Origin of the sequence: Sulfitobacter albidus (assembly GCF_018200035.1) — a bacterium.
GTDB classification, from domain to species: domain Bacteria; phylum Pseudomonadota; class Alphaproteobacteria; order Rhodobacterales; family Rhodobacteraceae; genus Sulfitobacter; species Sulfitobacter albidus.
Genome location: NZ_CP073581.1, coordinates 292,359 through 307,854, shown reverse-complemented (window position 1 = coordinate 307,854; position 15,496 = coordinate 292,359). Strand labels below are relative to the sequence as shown.

Sequence of the window (15,496 nt, the reverse complement as noted above, 5' to 3'; positions counted from 1 at the left end):
CCTAGACCCGTTCCATCCCATCCGCGGCATAGATCGCGACGCCGGTCATGGTTTGGTTTACGTGCAGCGCGCCAATCTGTTCGCCATAGGTTGAAAAGCCGATGACGCGGTGCTGCGACAGCACGTCCGATACCGCGCGCGCGGTCTGGTTCTGCTCGGCCTCGATGCGCCGCAGCAGACAGTCACAGCCTAGAATATCCGCCGGGGCGCGGGTGTCCGCCAACTGCGTCAGCGCGCGATCAAGGTGGCGCACCATGTCGCGCGGTTCCGCCACGGTCAGCACCATACCCTCGTCGATGGCTGAAAAGAACACCAGATCCCCCTCGGATGTTACCCGCTGGATCGCGCGCACGTGGTGGGTGGAGCCGATCCGCACCACGACCGGATGCGCGGCAAAGATAAACGGATCAAGCTGCCCGGGATCCTTTCCGACGATGCGGGCGTATTCCTGCGCCGCGGGCTCTGCGTTGATGGATTTTACGATGCGGTTGTCTGGATCCGCGCCCGTGACGACCATCTGCCTGTCCGTCGGCTCAAGGTGATCGATGCTGAACACCTCCGTCCGGTGCCGGGTCTGAATGAGGCTCAGCACGGCGGCATTGTCGCAGATGCGTCCGTTGAGCGCGACCTGCGTGCGCTCGAACGACTGCCCGTCCCCGGCGGAGCCACCGAAGAGGGGCATGTCGCGCAGCGCCGGCGCAATGGTTGCGGTCAGCGTATCCTCCCGCCGCGACAACCCGTCCACGGTCAGGAAAGCGAACCCATGTGGCATATCCGGGTGCGCCCGCTGCAGCGCGCGGCGGTCAAGGGCGATCCGGTCGATCACGGTTTGCGTGTGCCCATCGTCGAGGTCCTCGATCAGGATCGACGATGTTGCAAAATCCCGCGCCGGAAAACCTATGGCGATGATCTCCCCGTCCTCGTAGCCGCGTGCACCGATTTCGCCGGCGGTCGTACAGGCAACCACGTCCGACCCTGCAAACACCGTCTGCGCCCGCGCCACGATCCGTGCAAAATCCGCCTGCGGGCTGATGAACAGCAGGATCAGCCGAAGCTCCTCCGCCGGCCGCTCGGCCTGCAGCAACGCAACCGGATCAGCCTCGTGAATGGAGGCCTGAGCACGCCAGAGCGTATGCCGGGCCAACGCCCTTGCATCCACAATCTTGGTCATCAATGATTTCTCCCTAAGCGGGAGTTTGGGACGCTATTCGTCTTTTGGCAACAGATTCGTAAATTTGCTCTCATGGGCGACCAGGACCGCCTGCGTGCGGCTTTGCACACCCAGCTTGCGCATGATCGCGGTGACATGCGCCTTCACGGTGGTTTCCGCAATGGAAAGGTCGTAGGCAATCTGCTTGTTCAGCTTGCCCTCGCAGATCGCCTGCAGGATCCGCGCCTGCTGATTGGTCAGCGACGACAAACGGGCGATATTCTGCGCCTCCTGGGTGATTTCCTCACCTTCCACGTAGCCCGTCGGTTTGTAAACGCTGCCCGCGCGGATCGCGTCGAGGGCGTCCTTGAACGTGGTGCGGGCGGAGTGTTTGGGCACAAAACCCGAGGCGCCTGCGGCAATTGCCGAATGCACCACCGCGTTGTCAGCCATGGAGGAGACGACAATGATCTGCGCGGTTTCGGCCCGGCGCTTGAGTTGCAACAGACCGTCAAGGCCACTGACGTCGGGCAGGTTGAGGTCAAGCAGGATGAGGTCCGGCGCGGGCAGCGCGTCAAGTTCCTTCAGCGCGGCCTCAAGGCAATTGCTGGTCCGCACGATGTTGAAATCGGCAATGGATTTCAACGTCAGCTCAAGCGCGTCGCAGAACAGCGGATGATCGTCGACGATCAGCGCCCAGCTTCCGATGGCCGGGTCCGGTGCAGGCTGCGATGAGGGCACTTTGCTGGGTGTCATGATGCCATCATAGCGCGGGCGCGCCCCTGAATGCACCCCATCCAAAGGTCGCAAATCCCAAACACCTGTTCCCAAACGAAAATACGCCCCCGACCGGCCGGTCGGGGGCGCATGTTTTCAAAGCCTCAGGCTTACTCGATCGAGGCAAGCTGCTTGGGCAGGCGGAAGGTCCACAGAAGGCCACCCTGGTTGAGGTAGTTCACCTTCTTGGCGACTTCACCGCCCCAGAGCGGTACCGCACCGCCCCATCCAGAGATCACCGTGACATACTGCTCGCCGTCCTGCTCCCAGGTGACGGGCTGACCGATCACGCCGGAACCGGTCTGGAAGGACCACAGTTTTTCGCCGGTCTCGTCATCAAAGGCGATGAATTCGCCCTCGGGTGTGCCGGTAAAGACCAGACCGCCCGCGGTTGTCATCACGCCGCCCCACAGGGGCGCTTCGTTCTTGAATTCCCACTTCAACTCACCGGTGTCGGGGTCAATCGCCTTGAGCGAGCCGATATGGTCTTCATAGTTGGGCTTGATCGTGAAACCCGCACCAAGGTAGGCCGCGCCCTTCTTGTAGGAGATCGGCTCGTTCCAGATGTCCATGCCCCATTCGTTGGAAGGCACATAGAACAGGCCCGTGGTGGGGGAGTGCGCCATCGGCATCCAGTTCTTGCCGCCCAGGAACGACGGCGAGGCAAAGATCACTTCACCCTTCTTGCCATCGGCAGCCGCCGCCGGATCGCCGGGGCGATTTTCCTCGACAAAGATCGGGCGACCCGTGTCGTCGAGACCCGAGGACCAGCTGATGTCTTTTACGAAAGGCACACCGCGCACAAAGGCACCGTCCTCGCGGTTGAGCACGTAGAAATAGCCGTTGCGGTCGGCGGTGGCATAGCGCTTTTCACCGGCGCGGTTCTCATAGGCGACGACCTCGTTGGTGCCGTCATAGTCCCAGCCCTCGCGCGGCGTGGTCTGGAAGTGCCATTTGATCTCGCCCGTCTTGGGGTCGATGCCGATGCGGCTGGCGGCATAAAGGTTGTCACCCTTGTTGCCTTCGGTTGGCGTGCCCGCGTTGCGCAGGTGGCTGTTCCAGGGCGCCGGGTTGCCAGTGCCGAACACCAGCGTGTCGGTATCCGCATCATACGAACCGCCAAGCCAGGTCGCCCCGCCGCCGGTCTTCCACATATCGCCGGGCCAGGTGGCGTTGAGCGTACCGGTCATGGTGCTCTCTTCACCATTGAGCGTGCCCATGTGGCCTTCGATCACCGGGCGGGTCCAGACCAGATCGCCGGTTTCGGTATCGCGCGCCTGGACTTCGCCGACGATGCCGAATTCACCGCCCGAATTGCCCGTGATGATCAGCCCGTCCACGATCAGCGGCGCGGCGGTATAGCTGTAGCCGGCCTTGTAGTCGGCGATTTTCTTGTTCCAGACAACGTCGCCCGTGTCTTTGTTCAGCGCCACGATGCGCGCGTCAAGCGTGCCGAAATAAATCTTGTCGCCGTAGATCGCGGCACCACGATTGACCACGTCGCAGCAGGGCAGGATGCCTTCGGGCAGGCGGGCATCGTACTGCCACAGCTCTTTGCCCGTCTTGACGTCCAGCGCATACATCCGGCTGTAGGAGCCGGTGATATACATCACGCCGTCGTGGATGATCGGCTGGGTTTCCTGTCCGCGCTGTTTTTCCCCGCCCAGCGAAAACGCCCAGGCGGGCACGAGGTTCTTGACGTTTTCCTTGTTGAGCATGTCCAGCGGGGAATGGCGTTGCAGATGCCGCCCCATCCCGTTGGTCAGCACGTCGCCAGTGCTAGCGGCGTCATTCGCCAGATCCGCCTCGGTGACATCGGCCATGGCAAGGCTCGCGGTCATCATCGAGGCTGTCAGCGCCATAATGAATCGATTCATTGGTGTTTCCTCCCTGTTGGACAGCGGCGGGCGCAGGTGTCGCCCGGCGTCCGTCATGCGCTTTACTCTGCGGTCAAAGGCCGCACCGGGCTATTGAACAATGGTCGTAAGCCCCGCGACCCGAACCAAAGTCGCAGTGCCCACGGCGCGGATCTGCGCTAGCATGCCGCCAGATCTCTTTGGGAGGAGAGCCGTCATGATCCGCAGCAGCCTTCTGGCCGCCGCCCTGTTTTGCATGCCGCCGGATGCGATGGCGCAGACGTCGCGCGCCGTCACTCTCGAAGCGGATGACGGCACGCGGATCGTCATCGCGGAGCTGACGACCGACGATACCGGCGCCTACCGGATGGAGATGCACGCGGATGCCTTTTCGGAATATTTCCTGTCGATGCGCCCGTTCAAATGTATCGACGGGGCGCGGAAAACCTGGTGCCACGTCCCCTACCCCTATGAAAATGCACGCAACATTTCGCAGGATCTGACGGATCTGGAATACGATCTGCTGTTCGTCTGGAAAGGCACGACCGACTACGGAATCAACATGTGGAACGGGATCTACTACCGCCTCACCCCGACCGAGCACGGGTTTGACGGAACCCTGCACGAGATCGACATGGGCCTGCTCGCTGTCCCGCCGGCCCCCGGCGTCCTGCGCCCCCTGCGGGATCAGGACATCGTCGAGAGCGACCCCGAGGGCCATTGGCTGCCCCGTCTGGTCATCGAATGAGGGCGCTGCTGATCTGTGCGCTGCTCTGGGCGCTGCCCGCCGCGGCGGAGCTGCCGGTGCTGCGCATTGCCGTGCTCAAGGTCGGGACGGTCAATTGGGAGCTCGACAGCATCGCGCACCACGGCGACGACACCGCCAACGGTTTTCGCCTCGAGGTGCGTGGGACCGCAGGCAGCGCTGCCAGCATGGTGGCGTTTCAGGGCGGCGCGGTCGATGCGGTTGTGAGTGACTGGATCTGGGTGGCGCGCCAGCGCGCGGCGGGGCGCGACTATGTCTTTATCCCCTACTCCCGCGCGGTGGGCGCGATACTGGTGCCCGCTGACAGCCCCGCGCAAAGCCTTGCCGATCTTGACGGCGCGCGCATTGGCATCGCGGGTGGGGCGCTCGACAAAAGCTGGCTGATCCTGCGCGCCTACGCCCAGCGCCGCCACGGTATCGATCTGGCGCGCCGCACGACGCAAGTGTTTGCGGCCCCCCCGCTGGTATTCAAGGCCGCGCTCGACGGGGAGTTTGGCGCGGCCGTCAACTACTGGCATTTCAACGCCAAGATGGAAGCGGCCGGGATGCGTAAGCTGGTCGATGTGGGCGAGGCCGCCGCAGCCCTTGGTCTTGATCCTGCAACGCCCCTTCTGGGCTATGTCCTGCGCGGCGAGATGCTGCGCGAGCGTCCCGCGCTGGCCCACGGCCTGATGCGCGCCAGCCGTGCGGCCAAGGACCGGCTGGCGCGAGACGATGCCGAATGGGACCGCCTACGCCCCCTCATGCGGGCGGGCGATGATGCAACATACCGCTTCTTGCGGGACGGGTTCCGCGCGGGTATCCCGGAGCACGGCCCCGTTGACGAAGCCGCCGCCGACCGGATGTTCCGCCTGATGGCAGAACTGGGCGGCGCTGCGTTGACAGGGTCCGCGACGCGCCTGCCCGACGGCGTTTTTGCCGCGCCGCCACCGCCGAAAGATCCGTGAAGACCGCATGACCACCACCTTGACGATCAACAGCCTCAACCGCGCGGGGCGCATGCTTTTGGCTGATATTTCCCTCACCATCGCCGCCGGGGAAACGGTCGCGCTCACCGGACCATCGGGGATCGGCAAGACCACGCTTCTGCGCTGTCTCGCTGGGCTTGAGACCGACTTCGACGGCACCCGCCGCGTGCCCGGACCGATCAGCGCCGTGTTTCAGGAGCCTGCCCTCTTGTCCTGGCGCAACCTGCGCGACAACATCACGGTGCCCACCCGGGTCGATGTCTCCACCGCCGAGGCGGCATTGTCGGAAGTTGGTCTGGCAGGCCGGGGTGCCGATTTCCCCGGGCAATTGTCGCTGGGTCAGCGTCGGCGCGTGGCGCTGGCACGGGCTTTCGCCCGCCCGCCCGCGCTTTTGCTGCTGGATGAGCCTTTCGTCTCCCTCGATCCGGCAACGGCGGAGGAGATGATGGCGCTCTTTACCGGCCTGCGCGACCGACACCGTCCCGCCACGTTGCTGGTGACGCACGAACCGCGCGAGGCGCGGGCCCTCGCCGATCGGGTCCTGACCCTTGAAGGCGATCCGGCTGTTCTGAAAGGCTAGCCCTTTCGCCGTGCCCCGCGCGCCGGATCGTACCCCCAGACAGCCCCGGCCGTGAACACCCCCGCCGCCACCAGCGTCCAGACAAGTGCCGCGCCATTGAACTGACCGTAGAGGGCAAAGCGGATCAGCTCGACCCCGTGGGTAAACGGGTTGAGCGCGCAGATTGTGTAAAGCAGCTCAGAGCTCTCGGCCATTTTCCACAGCGGATAGAGCGCCGAGGACAGAAAAAACATCGGGAAGATGACAAAATTCATCACCCCGGCGAAATTCTCCAACTGCTTGATAAAGCTCGACAGCACCAGCCCGAGTGCGCCCAGCATCAGCCCGGTGACAACGAGCGCGGGCAAAAGCGTGACATACCCCAGCGCGGGCGCGCGCACGCCGAACGCGTAGGCAATGGCCAGAAACGCATAGACCTGAAGGATCGAAATCGCTGTCGACCCTGCGAGCTTGGCAAACAGCAGCCACCAGCGCGGCAGGGGCGAGGTCAGCAGCAGCTTCATCGACCCCATCTCGCGGTCGTAGACGAGGCTGAGCGAGCTTTGCATCCCGTTGAACAGCAGGATCATGCCGCACAGGCCGGGCACGATGTAGGTCTCGTAGGTGATATAGGTTTGGTAGGGAGGGATGATGCTGACGCCCAGCGCCGCCCGGAACCCGGCCGCAAAAACCAGCAACCACACCAGCGGGCGGACCAGTGCCGCGATGAACCGTTCACGCTGGTGGATAAACCGCAGCGCTTCACGTGCGACTATGGCACGCAGGGCGATCACATGCGCGCTCACGCCGCCTGCCCCGTCATGTCGAGGAAACGCTGTTGCAGGGGCACGTCGCCCGCGATGTCTCCGGCGGTGCCGTCGGCGATCACACGGGCACGGTGCAGCATGACCAGACGGTCAGCGCTGCGCACCTCATCCGTCAGATGCGTGGCCCACAGCACGCTGATCCCCTCGTCGCACAGCGCGTGCACATGGCCCGTGATCGACGCGCGGGCGGCGGCATCCAGACCCACCGTCGCCTCATCGAGCAGCAGAACCTTGGGGTCATGCAGCAGCGCGCGCGCAATCTCCGTGCGCCGCCGGTGGCCGCCGTTGAGCGTGCGGGCGCGTTCATCCGCGCGCGGCGCCATGTCGAGCCGCTCAAGGGCCGCATCGATGCGCCGCGCCGCATCGCGCCCGGCAATCCCGTGCAGCGCGGCAAAATATTTCAGGTTCTGGCGCACGGTCAGATCCAGATCCAGCGTGCTTTGCTGAAACACGATGCCCAGTCGCGCGAGTGCGGCGCGGGGGCTTTTGTCCAGCCTGTGGCCCGCGATCTCGATCAGCCCGTCACGCGCGGTCAGCAATCGGGTCAGCAGCGCAAAGAGCGTGGATTTCCCGGCTCCGTTCGGCCCCAATAGGGCACAAAAGGAACCGGGGTCGACCGTAAAGCCGACCCCGTCCAACGCCTGTTTGTCCCCGTAGGAAAACGATAGCCCTTCGACACGCAGACCGCTCATCGGATGGTGATTTCGATCCGCTGGGTCTCCCCCGAGGTGCCAGGCACCTTCATGTAGTACGCACCGGGTTTGATCGCGACGAATCCGATCTCCATCTCGCCCGCCTCGTCGAATTCGACAGAATCGAGACCAAGCGGGCGGATCTCCAACCCCTCCACAACGATCTCGTCGATCCAGATCGCGCGGAAGAATTCGGGGCCGACAAGGGCCAGTTCCTGGCTGCCATCCCCCTGGATTTCGAATTCGTAGTAGGTGCCCGATTGCAGCTCCCACGGCCCCTCCGAGATCGGCGCCCCGGCTGACAGTATGATCGGCGGCAGATCTTCCTTGTTCGAGCCGCCAAGGATGCCCGCGGCGCCGTAGGTCGGTTTATCCTGCGCGGTGGCGGGGGCGGCGGCGATCAGCAGGGCGGCAATCAGGTATTTCATCGGAAGTCCTCGGCTCAGTTGGTAGGGCGGAAGGCGGCACCCCAGGGGAAGCGGCCCACCTTGATGGATTTGATGGCCTCGCGCTTGGCCACGTCTATCACGGTCACATCGCCGGAAACCCCGTTCGTGGTGAACAGCAGCGAGCGGTCGGCGTTGAAATCCATGTGCCAGACACGGCGCCCGACGAGGATATACTCCTCGACCTCCAGCGTATCGGTGTTGACGACCGCCACGTGGTTCGAGGGGCCAAGCGCCACAAAGGCGTGGGTATCACCGGCGGTGAATTCAAATCCGACGGGCTGCACCCGGTCTGGGTGCACGCCCTGCACCTCAAAGCTGATCTTGCCCTTCTCGGTCTGGGTGGCGGTGTCGAACACGGTGATCGTGCCGCCGATTTCCGAGCTCACCCACATCTCCGCGCCGTCCTTGATGAATTCGGCGTGGCGCGGGCGGCTGTCGACCAGCGTATTGGCAAACAGCGCTTGCGTTTCCGTGTCGATCCAGTGGGCCATATTCGTCGTCTCGGAGGTGGTGATCGCGATCTTGCCATCGGGGGAGACGGCCATGCCCTCGGGCTCCACGCCCACGTCGATCTGCGCCACCACCTTGCGGGTCTGCGTGTCGACCACGGTGGTGATCGCATCGTCCTCATTGGCGATATAGAGGTGACGGTCGTCGGGGTGCAGCACGAATTGCTCGGGGTCCTCGCCGGAGGGCAGATCGTGCAGGATCTTGCCCGTCGCAGGGTCCATCACCTGCACGGCATCGCTGTCGGACGCGCAGATGTAGAGGACCGAATAATCCTTTGAAAACGTGATGCCGCGCGGGCGCTCTCCGGTGGGATAGGTCGCCACGACCTCCAGCGTTTCGACGTCGATGACGCTGACGCTGTCGTCTTTTTCGTTGGTCACCCAGATTTCATCCGCGGCGGCCAATGCAGGCGCGCTGAGCAGGGCAGCAATCAGAAGGTGTTTCATTCAAAGGCCTCACAGGTGCTTTCGGGCGCGTCCAGCCCCAGGGTGTCAAGTTCGTTGACGCGGTGCAAAAACCCCTCCAACGGGGCGGAGGCGACCAGCGCGCGCGGGTGCACGACCGAAATCGGCTGACGCAGCTGGCCGTTCCACGCGCGGTAGGTGAGCGGGCGGCCCTTGAAGCCCGCCAGCTCGAACGCGTCGGAAAAGATGTAATCGCGCAGGCTTGCCGGATCATCGGCGCCGGTGCGCGTCACCGCCTCGCCCAGCGTGCGCACGGCGGCCCAGGCGGCGTAGTCATCGGAGGTCATGTCGCGCCCGTGGGCGTCGGTAAAGCGGCTTTGCAACTGCGCGGCGCCCCATTGCTCGACAACCGGGCTCCATCCCACGGCGCTGAGCCCTTCGGACCCCGTAACCGGGCGTGCGGCCCATGTATTGTAGAGAACATAGCGTCCAAAATCATTGACCTCATCGGCGAGGATCATCGCGTCGTAATCGCCGAATTCCTGCGTGAACAGCGGCACCTCCTGCGCGGCGTTGCGGCGCATGTCGGCATCGAACGCCCATTCCTTTTCCGCCTCCAGATCCAGTCCGAATTTCGCCAGAGAGCGCCGCATCGCCTCGGCGTAGGCCACATCCTGCGGGTAGGTGCCGGTGATCATCACCAGATCGCGCCAGCGCTTTTGCACGAATACCTGCGCCAGCGCATCCGTGCGCATCGCGTCCGACGCGGCGGTGTGCAAAAGGTTCGCGCGGCATTCGACATCCCGCAGGCTGCCCGCTCCAGAAGAGATGTTGAATAGGATCGCGCCCTCCGCCTCCGGCAGATCGGCAATCTGCAACATCACCTGCGGGGCGGCGTCGATGAGCAGGTAGCGATGTGTGTCCAGCAGCGTCGCCGCAGCGGCCACGCCATCCTCGCCCTCGCCCACACGCTCGGTGTGCAGCGTATAGGTCTGGCCCAGAAACTTGCCGGTCGTGTTGTTGTCGGCCAATCCCGTCAATGCGCCGGCAAGGCCGCGATCCTCTGGCACCGGGTCCAGATTGCTGAGCGTTGGCGGCTGCGGCTGATCGACCTTGAGATGCGCGATCTCAAGCGTGATCTGCGCGGCGCCAGCCCCCGCAAATCCAAGATAAATCACGCAAATTGCGGCTCGCAACATCCCTGACGCTCCTCCCTGTCGGACACCCTATCAATCCGCTTCAAACCACGCGAATACGACCATGGTCGCCCTTGAGAGCCACGCGTGGGCGCAGGGGTGAAACCAAAGTCGCATAGCCGACCTGCGGCGCGCCACATAGAAAGGGATCAACCACCGGCCCACCGCAGGAGACCGCCATGAACAAGACACTTCTCACCACCGCCGCAGGCGCCACCCTTGGCCTGGCGATCGGCACCTTTGCCTTTGCCCACGGCGATGTCACACCGCAGGCGGTCGATACGACCGGATTGCCCGCCCTAGGCGATGAGTGGCTGATCGAAAACCCCTATCGCGCTGCCGCCGTCGGCGACGAGGTCTGGCAAACCGCGATCGAAATCGGTGCCTCGGGCTACAACCAGAACTGCGCGCGCTGCCACGGGCTGGAGGTCGTCTCGGGCGGGCTGGCCCCCGATCTGCGCTATCTCGAGGCCGAAGAATACGGCGATGAATGGTATATGGAGCGCTACATCCACGGCTACACCCAGAACGGCACCACAAAGATGCCCGCCTTTGGCGAGCTTTTGGGACAGGAAGCCGCCTGGGCAATCCGGACCTATATCGAAACCCGTCCCGACACCGAGGCGATGGACGAGGTGTCGGACGAGTTGAAGGCGCTGCGCGACCAGCTTGACGGCTACGCCAGCGACACTGCGGGGGCCGACCCGGACGCGCTCAAGGCGCGGTTGAGCGAGATCGCCGGCGGGATCGAAACGCTCTCGGGCGCACCCGTCGCCGACAGCGTGGCGTTCCGCGCGGCAAATACCATCGACGGGACGCCAGACGGCTATAAATCCGCCGCCGAGGCCCTGACCATCGGCCTGTCTGCCGCGAATTGATCGTGCGGCTGACGGCGACTGCACTCTCCCTGGTCATGGGTCTGTCCCTTGCGGGGCAGGCCCATGCGGCAGATCCCTGTGCCGATTACGTCCCGCAGGAGCGCCCGCAGAACACCAGCCGCGACATCGTCGGTCAGGAGCTCGACCAGATCATTGATCAGGGGCACATGCTCTTTGCCGTCTACGAAGACTATCCGCCCTACAGTTGGCAAGAGGCGGGCAAGCCGCGCGGCGTGGACGTCGACATCGCGCGCTTGATTGCAGAAGATATCGGCGTCGAGGCAAGGTTCAACTTTGTCGCCGCCGGCGAAAACCTTGACGCGGATCTGCGCAACAACATCTGGAAAGGGGCGTTGATCGGCGGACGCATCGCGAACGTGATGATGCGCGTGCCCTACGACAGCGCGTTCAAATGCCGGACGGAACAGGTCGTGTTCACGGGCCAATACGCCGCCGAAAGCATTGCGATCGGCTACAGCACCGCCGCCTACCCCGACGAGAAACCGGTGCCGGCCTACTTCCGCTTTGACACCGTCGCGGTCGAGAACGACTCGATCGCGGATTTCTATCTTTCCGCCTTCCCCGGCGGTCAGCTGAGCGGCAAGATGCAGCGATACCCCGACATGCGTGGCGCCATGCAGGCCCTGAACGATGGCACCGTCAAGGCCGTCATGGGTCCGCTTGCGCAAATCGAATACGGGCTGACCGACGCCACCGACGTGCACAGCCCGCCGCTGCCGGGCTTTGCATTAAGCGAATGGACGCTGGGGGTTGGCATCAGTTTTCTCTACCGTCCGCTTGCCTACACGGTCGACGACGCGATCTATGCTGCCTTGCAGGACGGGCGTATCTCGGCCATCTATGAAAGCTACGGGCTGACCCACCAGCCGCCCGAGCGCTGACAAAGGACCAACGCCATGAAGCTTAGCGACCAGAAAACCATCAACGCCGACCGCGAGACCGTCTATGCCGCGCTGCTCAACCCCGAGGTGCTGATGGCCTGCGTGCCAGGCTGTCAGGAGATGTCAGGATCACCCGAGGATGGGTTCGAGGCGACGGTCGTGCAAAAGGTCGGCCCGGTCAAAGCGACATTCAAGGGCGCCGTGCAGCTGAGCGAGATGAACCCGCCCGAAAGCATCACCATCACCGGTGAGGGCAAGGGCGGTGCCGCGGGCTTCGCCAAGGGCGGTGCGGACGTGCGCCTTGAGGCGGAAGGCGACAAGACCATTCTGCACTACGATGTAGAGGCGAAAGTAGGCGGCAAGCTGGCCCAGCTGGGCAGCCGCATTATCGACGGCTTTGCCAAGAAAATGGCAGATCAATTCTTTTCCAACTTTCAGGACGCCGTGGGCGCGCCGGCCCCCGAAGAAGCCGACGAGGTGGTTGAAACGGAAACCGGTGAGACCAAGAAAAAAGGGTGGTTCAACAAGCTCGTCAAGGGCTAGGAGGCCAACACCGCGCCGCGCAAAGCCCCCTTGATGGGGGCTTTTTTCGTCACAGCGTCGTGAGGTTGCCGACAGCGTCCACCAGCGTCACCCGGATCAATCCCGCCTGTGCCTTCATCCGCACTATTTCCGCGCGCGATGCCAGCACCATCGCGGTTGCATAGCCGTCCGCCGTGGTCGCATCGCGCGCCTCGACGCTGACGCTTGACCAGCGAGGGGCGCGCAGCCCGTGCAGGATGTGCCCGCCCCGGCCAAGGGTGTCGCCGCGGGGCTGGAGGTAGCGATCGCGTGGTCGCGCAAGGTGCGCTGTCCCAGCGTGCCGTGCACGGGATCGTTCAAGGCCAAGGTCCATGGGGCGCCCCTGCCGCGATGCTCCCCGATATTGATGAGCGTCTCGGTGAACCCGTGCCGGGCGAGGATCCCGCTCACCAGATCGGTCGCAAACCCCTGCGCGATCCCGTTGAAGGTCAGCGCCTGTCCGGCGTCCAGCGTGACCCCCGGCATCATCCCGACCCGCTCCCACCCCAGTGCTGCGCGCGCGCGGGCCGGATCACGCCCTTCGGCCAGCGCGCGCCAGAGCGGTTGCACTGTCGGGTCAAAAAGTCCGGCGGTGCCTTTGTGGATCTCTGCGGCACGACCCAACAGTGTGCGAAACACCGGCGAGGGGGTTTGCAACCGCCCTGCCGCATTGAGCCGCGACAGTTCGGACGCCGGATCATAAAGGTTGAACGCCGCCTCGACCCGGCGCAGCGCCCCGCGCACCTCGTCCAGAACGCGCGTCTCCATCCCGCGCGCACCGCGCAGGCTGATCTCTACATCCGCGCCCAGCGCGCGGCCGTGCCAGCGCAGCGGGGCCGCATGTGCGGCGGGCGCCAGCGTGCTGGCGGCGGCAATGCTCAGGAAACGGCGGCGCGAAAGGTTCATTCGGCGGCCACCCCATGAAGATTGCGACCCCGACGCGCCTTGATAATCAAGGGCACGCATTGCGTGTCGTCGTCGTGGATCGTCACGCAGTCGAGGCAGCCAAAGCATTCGGAGTACTGAATCTCTCCAGATTTCGCGATGGCGCCATAGGCGCATTTCACCTTGCACAGCTGACAGGGCGATCCGCATTCCCCGCGCCGGTCGATCCATTTGCGCGTGCGAATGAGCCCGCCGATCGCCATGACCGCGCCCAGCGGGCAGACATAGCGGCAGAACCCCTTGAACAGAACCATCGACGACAGCAGCAGCCCGACGGCATAGGCGACGTAGTACCATTCGCGGATGAAGAATGTGGTGATCGCAGTCTTGAACGGCTCCACCTCGATGGCCTTGTCCAGCCGCGCGGGCGCGGTGAAAAGCACCACCAAGAGCACCAGCAGCACCCCGTATTTGAGCCACTTGAGCCGGTCATCCCAAACATCCGACACGTCAATCTGCGGCAGCCGGAGCAAGCGCCCGATATGATGCGCAAACTCCTGCATCGCGCCAAAGGGGCACAGCCAGCCGCAAAACAGCCCCCGCCCCCAAAGCACGAACCCCAGGATTGTCACCCCCCAGATCGCCAGCGAAAACGGATCGTAGAGCAGAAACGCAAGGCTGCCGCCCTCGGCCAGCGTGCGCGTCACGCCCAGTGGTGTGGCGATCGACAGCTGCCCCTGCCCCCACCAGCCGATGAAGCCCACGACAAACGCAAGGATCCCCAAACGGATCGGCGTATAGTGCCGGTGCCCTGCCAAACGGTTGAGGCTGAGGCCCAGCACCGCGATCAGCCCCACAAGGAACACGCCCAGCACCGCCAGATCGCCCGCGCGGTTGCGCAGCGCGTCAAGCCACGGCGGCGAGGGTTTGATGACCTCCGGACGGGCAAAGAATCGCGCGTCGGTGCTGTGATTGATGGCCACCTCGGCGGAGCCGATCTCGGGTTGGAACATGCCGTGTTCGCGCAACGTCTTGACGTTCATCGTCCACTCCGACGCCGGATCGAACCCCAGCCGTCGGTCGGTGCGCAGGATCAGCGAGGCGCCGTCGTGCAACTCTTCCGGCAGGGCATCGTTCAGCTCGACAAAGATGTCCGAATCCCGCATGGCGATGGGAAACCCGCCCTGCTCCATGCTCAGCAGATCGGGCGCGGTATTGCGCACGAATTCATCCGTGACCAGTCCGTGACGCGCCGTCTCGATCACGAGGATCGGCTCGTCCGAGGTCGAGATCTCCATAAAGCTTTGCAGCTCATCAAAGCCCGACGGCGACAGGACGGCGCGGGCAATCGACGGTGGCCCCAGATCGACGATCCAGAAATCCAGAAACGTCTCGTCGGGGTATTCCTGGGCCTCTGGGTCGTCGTCTTCCCACAGGGTATCGGCAAAGCGCGCGTCGATTTCGGCGTTCGACAGCGTCGTTCGGCTGACAAGCCCCTGCGCCACCAGATCATCCCACGTCAAATCCTCATCCACGCTGCGATCAGGGTAGGCGGGCGGGCCTGCGGACACGCCGCCCATCTTCTCGCGCGCCACCTGCAAAGCCGCCGCCAGCAGGCTCTCGTGCGCGATGCGCACGGAGGCCGTCGCCTTGGTCACCCCATCCAGATACACCAGCGCGCTGCCGTCCGACCCCGCGCCGTAGGGTGTGCCCACAACAAGGCTGTCGTGAATGGAATGGCCGCGATATTGTTCGAAAAACTTGTGAAAGGGCGCCTGCCCCAGACCGGAGACAAAGATCGGCTCGTTATGGGAAATCAGTTTCACGTCCAGAAACTGCCCGTTCAGATCCAGCGTCACCAGCATGTTGATCGGCGCACCGGAAAAGCCGGGCAGCGGCGCCATCGGTTCGGTCTCAAGCACGTAACCCGCCTCGGCACCGCCGGAATTGAGCAACTGCCACACGCCCTGATCGTTGACCCGCTCGCCCAGCTCCATCGGGGGACAATCAGTGGCGCGATGGTCTCGCGCGGCAACAGCTCCGCCGCCAGCGCGGTGGCGCAGAGGCATAGGGCACAGAACGCGGCTAAAAGGCGGTGCAATCGCATGGGAATATC

At 64.1% G+C, this 15,496-nt stretch carries 16 protein-coding genes; 6 read left to right on the top strand and 10 right to left on the bottom strand.

The window, feature by feature from the left end:
• Position 1 precedes the first annotated feature (1 nt).
• From KDD17_RS01485 to KDD17_RS01475, 3 genes are all read right to left on the bottom strand, one after another.
• A complete protein-coding gene (locus KDD17_RS01485; RefSeq protein WP_212704961.1) occupies positions 2 to 1,171 on the bottom strand; it encodes an FIST N-terminal domain-containing protein in 1,170 nt (389 codons plus the stop codon).
• A 33-nt stretch (positions 1,172 to 1,204) separates the two neighbouring features.
• Positions 1,205 to 1,906, bottom strand: coding sequence for a response regulator (locus tag KDD17_RS01480; protein ID WP_212704960.1), 702 nt, complete (start codon positions 1,904 to 1,906; stop codon positions 1,205 to 1,207).
• Between the two features lie 131 nt (positions 1,907 to 2,037).
• Entirely contained in the window at positions 2,038 to 3,804 is a 1,767-nt protein-coding gene (locus tag KDD17_RS01475; protein WP_212704959.1) for a PQQ-dependent methanol/ethanol family dehydrogenase, read from the bottom strand.
• Between the two features lie 196 nt (positions 3,805 to 4,000).
• Here KDD17_RS01475 and KDD17_RS01470 point away from each other — a divergent pair, with 196 nt between their 5' ends.
• The 3 genes from KDD17_RS01470 to KDD17_RS01460 are packed head-to-tail and all read left to right on the top strand — an operon-like array spanning position 4,001 to position 6,097.
• Positions 4,001 to 4,531, top strand: a complete 531-nt coding sequence (locus KDD17_RS01470) for a hypothetical protein (protein ID WP_212704958.1) — start codon at positions 4,001 to 4,003, stop codon at positions 4,529 to 4,531.
• Positions 4,528 to 5,496 (top strand): ABC transporter substrate-binding protein, encoded by a 969-nt coding sequence (locus KDD17_RS01465; RefSeq protein WP_212704957.1) that lies wholly within the window; start codon positions 4,528 to 4,530, stop codon positions 5,494 to 5,496. The genes KDD17_RS01470 and KDD17_RS01465 overlap by 4 nt, the downstream gene beginning before the upstream one ends.
• A gap of 7 nt (positions 5,497 to 5,503) precedes the next feature.
• On the top strand, positions 5,504 to 6,097 hold the full coding sequence (locus tag KDD17_RS01460; protein WP_212704956.1) for an ABC transporter ATP-binding protein: 594 nt from the start codon (positions 5,504 to 5,506) through the stop codon (positions 6,095 to 6,097).
• Here the strand turns inward: KDD17_RS01460 and KDD17_RS01455 are convergent.
• From KDD17_RS01455 to KDD17_RS01435, 5 genes are read right to left on the bottom strand one after another with little or no spacing between them, the layout of a single operon-like run.
• A complete protein-coding gene (locus KDD17_RS01455; RefSeq protein WP_212704955.1) occupies positions 6,094 to 6,882 on the bottom strand; it encodes an ABC transporter permease in 789 nt (262 codons plus the stop codon). The two genes, KDD17_RS01460 and KDD17_RS01455, sit on opposite strands and share 4 nt — an antisense overlap.
• The gene (locus KDD17_RS01450) at positions 6,879 to 7,595 is read right to left on the bottom strand and encodes an ABC transporter ATP-binding protein (protein WP_212704954.1); all 717 of its coding nucleotides are present in this window, start codon (positions 7,593 to 7,595) and stop codon (positions 6,879 to 6,881) included. Before KDD17_RS01450 ends, KDD17_RS01455 begins: the two co-directional genes overlap by 4 nt.
• On the bottom strand, positions 7,592 to 8,023 hold the full coding sequence (locus KDD17_RS01445) for a hypothetical protein (protein WP_212704953.1): 432 nt from the start codon (positions 8,021 to 8,023) through the stop codon (positions 7,592 to 7,594). The genes KDD17_RS01450 and KDD17_RS01445 overlap by 4 nt, the downstream gene beginning before the upstream one ends.
• A gap of 14 nt (positions 8,024 to 8,037) precedes the next feature.
• Positions 8,038 to 9,000, bottom strand: a complete 963-nt coding sequence (locus tag KDD17_RS01440) for a YVTN family beta-propeller repeat protein (protein ID WP_212704952.1) — start codon at positions 8,998 to 9,000, stop codon at positions 8,038 to 8,040.
• Positions 8,997 to 10,157, bottom strand: coding sequence for an ABC transporter substrate-binding protein (locus tag KDD17_RS01435; protein WP_212704951.1), 1,161 nt, complete (start codon positions 10,155 to 10,157; stop codon positions 8,997 to 8,999). Before KDD17_RS01435 ends, KDD17_RS01440 begins: the two co-directional genes overlap by 4 nt.
• A 176-nt stretch (positions 10,158 to 10,333) precedes the next feature.
• Here KDD17_RS01435 and pedF point away from each other — a divergent pair, with 176 nt between their 5' ends.
• The 3 genes from pedF to KDD17_RS01420 are packed head-to-tail and all read left to right on the top strand — an operon-like array spanning position 10,334 to position 12,477.
• A complete protein-coding gene (pedF, locus tag KDD17_RS01430; RefSeq protein ID WP_212704950.1) occupies positions 10,334 to 11,032 on the top strand; it encodes a cytochrome c-550 PedF in 699 nt (232 codons plus the stop codon).
• A 35-nt stretch (positions 11,033 to 11,067) separates the two neighbouring features.
• Positions 11,068 to 11,934: a substrate-binding periplasmic protein gene (locus KDD17_RS01425; protein WP_212704949.1), complete on the top strand. Its 867-nt coding sequence runs from the start codon at positions 11,068 to 11,070 to the stop codon at positions 11,932 to 11,934.
• Positions 11,935 to 11,949: 15 nt separating this feature from the next.
• Positions 11,950 to 12,477 carry an SRPBCC family protein gene (locus KDD17_RS01420; RefSeq protein WP_212704948.1) on the top strand — a complete coding sequence of 176 codons (528 nt, stop codon included), beginning with the start codon at positions 11,950 to 11,952 and terminating at the stop codon, positions 12,475 to 12,477.
• 123 nt (positions 12,478 to 12,600) lie between these two features.
• Here KDD17_RS01420 and KDD17_RS01415 read toward each other — a convergent pair whose 3' ends face one another.
• Complete coding sequence (locus KDD17_RS01415; RefSeq protein WP_254796854.1) at positions 12,601 to 13,401, bottom strand: FAD:protein FMN transferase; 801 nt, start codon at positions 13,399 to 13,401, stop codon at positions 12,601 to 12,603.
• Entirely contained in the window at positions 13,398 to 15,377 is a 1,980-nt protein-coding gene (locus tag KDD17_RS01410) for a 4Fe-4S binding protein (RefSeq protein ID WP_212704947.1), read from the bottom strand. The genes KDD17_RS01415 and KDD17_RS01410 overlap by 4 nt, the downstream gene beginning before the upstream one ends.
• Between the last annotated feature and the right edge of the window lie 119 nt (positions 15,378 to 15,496).

Coding starts and splice junctions, on each gene's coding strand:
- KDD17_RS01435 (WP_212704951.1), bottom strand. CDS start 10,157: ATGTTGCGAGCCGCAATTTGCGTGATTTATCTTGGATTTGCGGGGGCT.
- KDD17_RS01445 (WP_212704953.1), bottom strand. CDS start 8,023: ATGAAATACCTGATTGCCGCCCTGCTGATCGCCGCCGCCCCCGCCACC.
- KDD17_RS01450 (WP_212704954.1), bottom strand. CDS start 7,595: ATGAGCGGTCTGCGTGTCGAAGGGCTATCGTTTTCCTACGGGGACAAA.
- KDD17_RS01470 (WP_212704958.1), top strand. CDS start 4,001: ATGATCCGCAGCAGCCTTCTGGCCGCCGCCCTGTTTTGCATGCCGCCG.
- KDD17_RS01480 (WP_212704960.1), bottom strand. CDS start 1,906: ATGACACCCAGCAAAGTGCCCTCATCGCAGCCTGCACCGGACCCGGCC.
- KDD17_RS01460 (WP_212704956.1), top strand. CDS start 5,504: ATGACCACCACCTTGACGATCAACAGCCTCAACCGCGCGGGGCGCATG.
- KDD17_RS01485 (WP_212704961.1), bottom strand. CDS start 1,171: ATGACCAAGATTGTGGATGCAAGGGCGTTGGCCCGGCATACGCTCTGG.
- KDD17_RS01440 (WP_212704952.1), bottom strand. CDS start 9,000: ATGAAACACCTTCTGATTGCTGCCCTGCTCAGCGCGCCTGCATTGGCC.
- KDD17_RS01415 (WP_254796854.1), bottom strand. CDS start 13,401: ATGAACCTTTCGCGCCGCCGTTTCCTGAGCATTGCCGCCGCCAGCACG.
- KDD17_RS01410 (WP_212704947.1), bottom strand. CDS start 15,377: ATGGAGCTGGGCGAGCGGGTCAACGATCAGGGCGTGTGGCAGTTGCTC.
- pedF (WP_212704950.1), top strand. CDS start 10,334: ATGAACAAGACACTTCTCACCACCGCCGCAGGCGCCACCCTTGGCCTG.
- KDD17_RS01420 (WP_212704948.1), top strand. CDS start 11,950: ATGAAGCTTAGCGACCAGAAAACCATCAACGCCGACCGCGAGACCGTC.
- KDD17_RS01425 (WP_212704949.1), top strand. CDS start 11,068: ATGGGTCTGTCCCTTGCGGGGCAGGCCCATGCGGCAGATCCCTGTGCC.
- KDD17_RS01475 (WP_212704959.1), bottom strand. CDS start 3,804: ATGAATCGATTCATTATGGCGCTGACAGCCTCGATGATGACCGCGAGC.
- KDD17_RS01465 (WP_212704957.1), top strand. CDS start 4,528: ATGAGGGCGCTGCTGATCTGTGCGCTGCTCTGGGCGCTGCCCGCCGCG.